The sequence below is a fragment of the Pseudoselenomonas ruminantium genome (genome assembly GCF_900113715.1).
GTDB lineage: Bacteria > Bacillota > Negativicutes > Selenomonadales > Selenomonadaceae > Selenomonas_A > Selenomonas_A caprae.
The window spans coordinates 1-6,667 of the sequence record NZ_FOQK01000047.1; the positions used below are offsets into that span (position 1 = coordinate 1).

Annotated in this window: 8 protein-coding genes; 6 read left to right on the forward strand and 2 right to left on the reverse strand. The window is 52.5% G+C overall.

The window, feature by feature from the left end; all coding sequences use genetic code 11:
• The 3 genes from BM181_RS14775 to BM181_RS14785 all read left to right on the forward strand — a co-directional run.
• A partial coding sequence (locus BM181_RS14775; RefSeq protein ID WP_218150130.1) for an IS3 family transposase occupies positions 1–287 on the forward strand: 287 nt, incomplete at its 5' end.
• A 233-nt stretch (positions 288–520) separates the two neighbouring features.
• The gene (locus BM181_RS14780; RefSeq protein WP_075445863.1) at positions 521–1,069 is read left to right on the forward strand and encodes a ferritin family protein; all 549 of its coding nucleotides are present in this window, start codon (positions 521–523) and stop codon (positions 1,067–1,069) included.
• Between the two features lie 212 nt (positions 1,070–1,281).
• Positions 1,282–2,553 (forward strand): dicarboxylate/amino acid:cation symporter, encoded by a 1,272-nt coding sequence (locus BM181_RS14785; RefSeq protein ID WP_075445864.1) that lies wholly within the window; start codon positions 1,282–1,284, stop codon positions 2,551–2,553.
• 199 nt (positions 2,554–2,752) lie between these two features.
• On the opposite strand, the gene brnQ is transcribed toward BM181_RS14785, so the two are convergent.
• Positions 2,753–4,126: a branched-chain amino acid transport system II carrier protein gene (gene brnQ / locus BM181_RS14790; RefSeq protein ID WP_075445865.1), complete on the reverse strand. Its 1,374-nt coding sequence runs from the start codon at positions 4,124–4,126 to the stop codon at positions 2,753–2,755.
• Between the two features lie 213 nt (positions 4,127–4,339).
• Between brnQ and BM181_RS14795 the strand changes: the two genes are divergently transcribed.
• Complete coding sequence (locus BM181_RS14795; protein ID WP_075445866.1) at positions 4,340–4,654, forward strand: hypothetical protein; 315 nt, start codon at positions 4,340–4,342, stop codon at positions 4,652–4,654.
• Between the two features lie 49 nt (positions 4,655–4,703).
• On the opposite strand, the gene BM181_RS14800 is transcribed toward BM181_RS14795, so the two are convergent.
• Complete coding sequence (locus tag BM181_RS14800) at positions 4,704–5,183, reverse strand: MazG nucleotide pyrophosphohydrolase domain-containing protein (RefSeq protein ID WP_075445867.1); 480 nt, start codon at positions 5,181–5,183, stop codon at positions 4,704–4,706.
• A gap of 196 nt (positions 5,184–5,379) precedes the next feature.
• Between BM181_RS14800 and BM181_RS14805 the strand changes: the two genes are divergently transcribed.
• Complete coding sequence (locus BM181_RS14805) at positions 5,380–5,763, forward strand: hypothetical protein (protein WP_075445868.1); 384 nt, start codon at positions 5,380–5,382, stop codon at positions 5,761–5,763.
• 1 nt (position 5,764) lies between these two features.
• A complete protein-coding gene (locus BM181_RS14810) occupies positions 5,765–6,337 on the forward strand; it encodes a GNAT family N-acetyltransferase (protein ID WP_082336352.1) in 573 nt (190 codons plus the stop codon).
• The last annotated feature ends 330 nt before the right edge of the window (positions 6,338–6,667 follow it).

Sequence of the window (6,667 nt, forward strand, 5' to 3'; positions counted from 1 at the left end):
CCGACCAGGGATGGGCTTACCAAATGGGAAGCTATGTAGGCCGATTAAAGGAAGAACGAATTTTTCAAAGTATGTCTCGCAAAGGCACCTGTCTGGATAATAGCGTGATGGAAAATTTCTTTGGCCTGCTAAAACAGGAAATCTATTATGGGCATACCTATCACAGCTTCGAAGAACTTGAACGAGCTATACGGCATTACATCACATACTACAATAAGCACAGAATCAAAGCTAAGCTGGGGTGGCTCAGCCCAGTAGATTACCGTTTACGTCATGCCGCAGCATAAAAAAACGGTAGCAGCAAATAATTGCTACTACCGGTAAGGTCTAACTTTATGGGGTCACTACACAGGCCGGCGGATTTTTTTCAGTTTGCCTGTCCATTGGCCAGTGCATACGGGAGGGAATCCCGCTGATACGCGGCGCGGGGGGCGTAGCATGTGGAAAGTATTTGACAAAATAGATTGCGTGCAATATAATTAAGCCATAGAAAATAAGTGAGAGTTTAGGAGGAGCTTGGATGAGCATTTATGGACTGACGAAGAATACGGATTTGCAGGAAATGATCAAGACGATGGCGCAGGCTGAGGCCAATGGCACTATGATGTACTATGCATTGGCTCGCATGGCGCGTGAGCAGGGCCTGGAGGCTGTAGCTGCGGCTTTCATCGAGGCAGCGAACCAGGAGGCTGTCCATGCAGGCTTCTACGCGACGCTTAACGGCAAGTATCCACAGGATTTCTGGGGCTTGCTGCGCACGATCGAGAAGGCAGAAACGAATGGTGAGGTGCAGGTCATGGCTATGGCGTCGAAGGTGCGGGCGGCAGGTTTTGCTGAGGCTGCTGACGAGATGGAAGTCTTTGCCAAGCAGGAAGGTCATCATGGCGTGCTGCTGCGTGAGATCCTCGCTAAGTATGGCCCGCAGGAGCAGGCTGTGGCACCGGGCCAGAAAGTCTATGTTTGCCCGGTTTGCGGCTATGAGCACATTGGCGACATCCATGACGAAGCGGATGATTATACCTGTCCGCTCTGCGGCCAGCCTAAGGCTGCTTTTCAGGAAAAGCAATGATTATTGACTAAGTCAACCACATAATTCCCTGTGCATCTATTCTACAGTTTACCAAGTAACATGTATACAATATTTCATGTTCTCTGGGTATGGACATATACCGCTGGGTGTGTTATCATCTAGCTATACAAATTTTCAGGCAAAGGAGCCGTATGTCATGTCATATCGATATGTTCATGCGGCTCTTTTGCGGTATCAGGAGGTATATATCTATGGCAGAAAAGAAAGCTGGTATGAGCCTGGACAAGCTCGGCATCTGGATCATTGCTGCGACGGTCCTTGGTGCGGTGGTTGGCCTCGTCATGGGCGAGCCAGCCCACATGTTTGCGCCGATGGGCAATCTCTTTATGCAGCTCATCAAGATGGTGGTAGTGCCCCTTGTCCTGTTCTCTTTGATCGGCGGTGCGGCTTCGCTGGGGAAATCGAGCAGTGCTGGCAAGATCGGTGCGCTGACCTTTGTCTATTATGGAATCACGACGGCGGTGGCTGTTGCGTTGGGCCTGCTGTTCAGTGAGCTCTTCCGTCCGGGTGCAGGCATCGATATGGCAGCGCTTTCTGGTGCGGCCGTACAGGTGGAGCACATGGAGGAAAGCACGACAATCCCAGGTTTTTGGGAGACTGTGACGGGGTTTGTGCCCGCCAACCCCTTCAAGGCACTGGTTGATGGCAATATCCTCCAGATCATCGTCTTTGCGATGTTCATGGGCTTTGCATCGACGTATCTTGAGGAGAAGAAGAAGGCTGTCCTCATCGATTTCTTCAACTATATGACGGAGCTGTTCATCAAGATCATGACGGCTATCATGTACGTGGCACCGCTGGGTGTATTCTGCCTGATGGCTGATGCGACGGGAACCTTTGGCTATGCGGTGCTTGCCAAGATCATGTATCTCATTGTCCTCTATGTTGTCGTGCTGGCGATTGTCACCTATGGCATGATTGGCGGTTCGGTGGCATTGTTCTCGAAGTGCACGAGCTATACGCAGTTCTTCAAGAGCATGTGGAAGGTCCAGATCTTCGCTTTTTCGACGGCTTCCTCGATGGCGACGCTGCCGCTCAACATGAATACGGCGATGAAGGAGCTCGGCGTCTCGAAGGAGACGACGTCGTTCGCCCTGCCGCTGGGGGCGACAATCAACATGAACGGCAATGCGGCCTACTACGCGATGGCAGCAACGTTCATCGCGCAGATGTATGGCATGGAGCTGTCGTTGATGCAGTATCTGGCCATCATCATCACGAGTACGCTGGGGGCTGTCGGCCAGGCCGGCGTTCCGGGACCGACGCTGCTCGTCGTTGCTGTACTGGCAGCGGCTGGCATTCCCATCGAGGCATTGCCGATACTCTTTGGTGTTGACCGTATCTTTGACATGCTGCGCACGGCTGTCAACATCACAGGCGATGCTGCTTGTGCCACGATTGTCGACCGGTTCCGTGATACCTCGGCTGCAGCGGAGAATATGGATGCTGCGACGGAACACTAAAAATATTTGAGAAATTTTATCAATAGTGTTGACAATTGTTATCAATTGAGGTATATTATATTCAGGCTTTCGTTAAGGCATTTGTTCAAAGCGTGGAGGCGCAGAACGGGTGTCAAAGCTCTCCTAAAATATAATACACAGCAAGAACGGCGATTCGTACTGCTCATACGAATCGCCGTTCTTGTGTTTATCGGTAGTGTTATTCTTCCAGTTTGCCTGCGGAAAGTTGTTTAGGGCGCAACAGCTTGAGGGCAAAGCCAAGCAAGAGGCCCAGGATAGCCGGGCAGATCCAGCCGAAGCCTTGGGCGAAGAACGGCAGGACCGTTGCCAGCCAGGCGACGAAGCCATCGAGATGCGTGACACTGAGCCAGGTGGGAGGCAGTGCCTTGATGAAGTCGAAGACGGAGCTCAGGATGACCGCTGTCATGGCACTGCGGGTAACCAGGCGGTCACAGCCAAAGAAGTGCCCAGCCAGCGATGTGAGCGTCAGCATGATGGCAATCGGGTAGAGCATCATGAGGACAGGAATCGAGAACTGGATGATGGCTGAGAGGCCGACGTTGGCAATCAGGAAGGTGATCAAGGCGAAGCCGATGGCTAGCTGGTTATAGGTCGCTTTGCCGGGGAACATCTTGACAAAGGCTTCCGAGCAGCTGGTGATCAAGCCGATGACGGTCTTGAGGCAGGCAAACAGTACGATGAAGGCGAGCAAAGCGGCGCCGCCATCGGAGAAGTAATGGGCAGAAATCGTGGCAAGCACAGCTCCGCCGTTGGCGCTGGGTTCGCCATAGCCGCGGCTGCCGGCACCGGCCATGGCGACGAGGATGTAGATGACACCCATGAGGGCGCAGCTGAAGATGCCGGCCTTTACCGTGTTTTTGGCAATAGCCCCTGGAGCCTCGATGCCAAGCTTGCGGATGACGTCGACGACGATGATGCCAAAGGCAAGGCCGGCCAGGGTGTCCATCGTGTTATAGCCATCCAGCAGGCCTTGCAGTACGGGGGACTGCTGGTAAGCGCCTGTGGGGGCAAAGGAGGAGATGGTGGCGGCAGGATGGGTGAGGGCCGTGAACAGCAGGATGCCGAGTATGACAAGGAAGATCGGTGTGAGGATCTTGCCCGTCCAAGTCAGTATCTTGCCGGGGCGCAGGGAGAACCACAGAGCTGCCGCCATAAAGGCCAGCGAGAACAGCAGCAGAGCCAGCTGTTCGTTGCAGCCTGCTGGCAGCAGGGCCTTGGCACCAATCTCGAAGGGCACTGTCACACAACGGGGGCTGGCAAAGAATGGCCCGATGGTCAGATAGAGTGCACAAGTGAAGATGTAGCCGAAGTGGCGGCCAGCTTTCTGGCTGAGATCAAGCAGACCATCGCTTCCCGTGATGCCGAGCGCTGCAACGGTCATCATCGGCATGCCGACGCCTGTGATCAGGAAGCCGAGGAGGGCCGGATAGATGTTGCTGCCGGCTTCCTGTCCCAGATAGGCGGGGAAAATCAGGTTTCCGGCACCAAAGAAGAGGCCGAACAGCATACTGGTAATCGAAAGTGTCTCACCCCAGGTGAGTTTTGTTTTCATTGTCTATTCCTCCTGGATATTCTGTACTGAGTAGTATAAGTTTAACAGGTCAGACTGCATTTGTGAAACAATATATTCCTGTATGCGCAATATTTTGTCGGATTTGTTTGGAGGCAAGAAAATATACTGTATAAATGATAAGAAATAATTGTATTTACGAGCAAAATGTAGTATACTGTATACAAGAGAGTTGTACGAAAGGAGCGGGATATCATGTTTGCATGGGTGGAGGTTCTGCGCGAGCGGGACAATGTGCTGGAAATCGCTTATAGCCTGGGAGAGGCAATGAAACTCGATGGACGGATCACCTACAATAAGGTAGCGGGGTCGGCGAATCTTGAGCAGATTGCCGAAGGAGCCAGTCCGCAGGCTACGCGTGACTTCATGGAGGCGCTCAAGGAGCGCATGCAGACGAAGCCGTGGGGCTCAGGCCAGATCATCCGCGTAGCCTACAGCCGCAGCACAGAAAATGAGCTTGTCGGCAATTGGCAGATGGAAAAACAGGGCGCATTTGTGCGGTTCGGCTGAGTGTTCGGAAAACAGAAGCCACACAAGGATTATTCCTTGTGTGGTTTTTTTAGCGCAGTCCCTTGCGGGTTTCGGCTTTGGCGATGAGGGCGCGGCCTTCGTCGAAGGCATCTGGCAGGTAGCCGTCTTCCCATTCGCGGCCCTGCTTTTCGATTTTCTTGATGGCTTTCCAGTCGGTGACGGGCCGGCCATTCTCATCGGTCAGGGGCTTATGGAAGATGTGCGGGTGGCGGCGTACCATCTTGTCGGCAGAGGCTTTGGCCACGTCTTGTAATGTGAAGAGACCTTCTTTTTCGGCCAGGCAGGCGTGGAAGATGACCTGCAGCAGCAGGTCACCAAGCTCCTCCTTGAGGTTATCGGCCTTGCCGGTTTCGCGCAGGATATTGATGCCGGCCAGCACCTCGCAGGCTTCTTCGATGCAGCCGGCCTTGATGCTCTCGTGTGTCTGCACCTTGTCCCAAGGGCAGCCATCGTCGGCTTGCAGTTGTTTGACAATCTGTTCTAAGCGTTTGATTTCATCTTGGTACATAAAATGACCTTTCTGTTCAGGGAATGGATACTTTTTGCTATATTATATCGCATTTGCCAGGCGGGCAAAACAAAAGCAGAAATTTTCGCTGACATTTTCTGGGGGACGTGTTATAATTGTTCACAAGAAACACGCAATGGAGCGCTGATGGCTCATTGCGTGTTTTTATTTTATGTACGTGAAGGGAGTTTTTATTATGCGCAGCTTTCCATTATTTGCTGAACTTGAGGCCAAACGCGATGAGATCAATAGCCGGTTCCATCGGGAGACGAAGCCGCTCCTCATTGAGCGCTTTCAGGAGTTCGGCTTCGTGCCGGTAAAGCCGAACAATGCCGAGTACATGGTGCTCACGGAGAAGAGCACGGGCAATCATTATCTGCTGACCATCAGCCGGTATGAACTACGCATCGAGTTTGAGCATGTTGCCCGTCATGAGATTGTCAAGATCTGCGAAATCAGCAACTTCAGCCTTAGTGCGCATACGATCATGAATATCGCTATCCGGGCTATTGACTGCTGGCTGCAGTACGGTGTCGTGCTCGACTATGTCAAGGCGCAGCATCTCGGGGCGGCTGAGTGATATGGTGACGATACGCGATGCCAGACTGGCCGATGATGGGCGGCTGCTGGAAATCTATGCGCCATATGTGCGAGAAACAGCCATCTCCTTTGAGACGGAGGTGCCTGAGCTCATGGAGTTCAGGCAGCGCATGGAGCATGTCCGCCGCCGCTATCCGTATCTAGTGGCAGAGGAAAATGGACGGGTTCTCGGCTATGCCTATGCCGCCGCTTTCCATGTGCGCGCGGCCTATGATTGGGCGGTAGAGACTACCATTTATGTCGACAAGGAGTGCCGCCGTGGCGGCATAGGGCGCAGGCTCTATGAGGCCTTGGAGGCAGCTCTGGGGACGATGGGCGTCCTCAATCTCAATGCTTGCATTGCTGCGCCAGTCGATGGGATCGAGGATGGGCATCTGACAAATGGTAGTGAGGGATTCCATGCGCATATGGGGTATACGCTGGTAGGCAGGTTCCATAAGTGTGGCTATAAATTCGGACGCTGGTACGATATGATCTGGATGGAAAAGATGCTTGGGGAACATGTAGAAAAGCCAAGGCCCGTGCAGGCGTACGCGGATGTGAATTTTCGTTGAATCTCTTTAAATTGCAGTTTGTAAATTACCGGGTTTTTATTCGAGGAAAGCCGCGCCGCCGGGCAGGGGAGTACCAACGCTTCACTTAGATGCTTTGCTAAAAATATTTTTTGCCTTTAACTAAGCATTGAAAAAGTTCCCAAACGCGCTACGCTTGAACGGTGTGAATTTTTCAACGGAATGTGTAGGCAAAAAATATTTTCTTCACGCAAACCATCAATGTTACGCTTATGGTACTCCCCTGCCCGGCGGCTTCGTTTCAGCAATAGCCCGAATGAATCTTCAACCTGCTAATACGTTAGTGCGTATCATTCTGTGCCTAGGACAGTC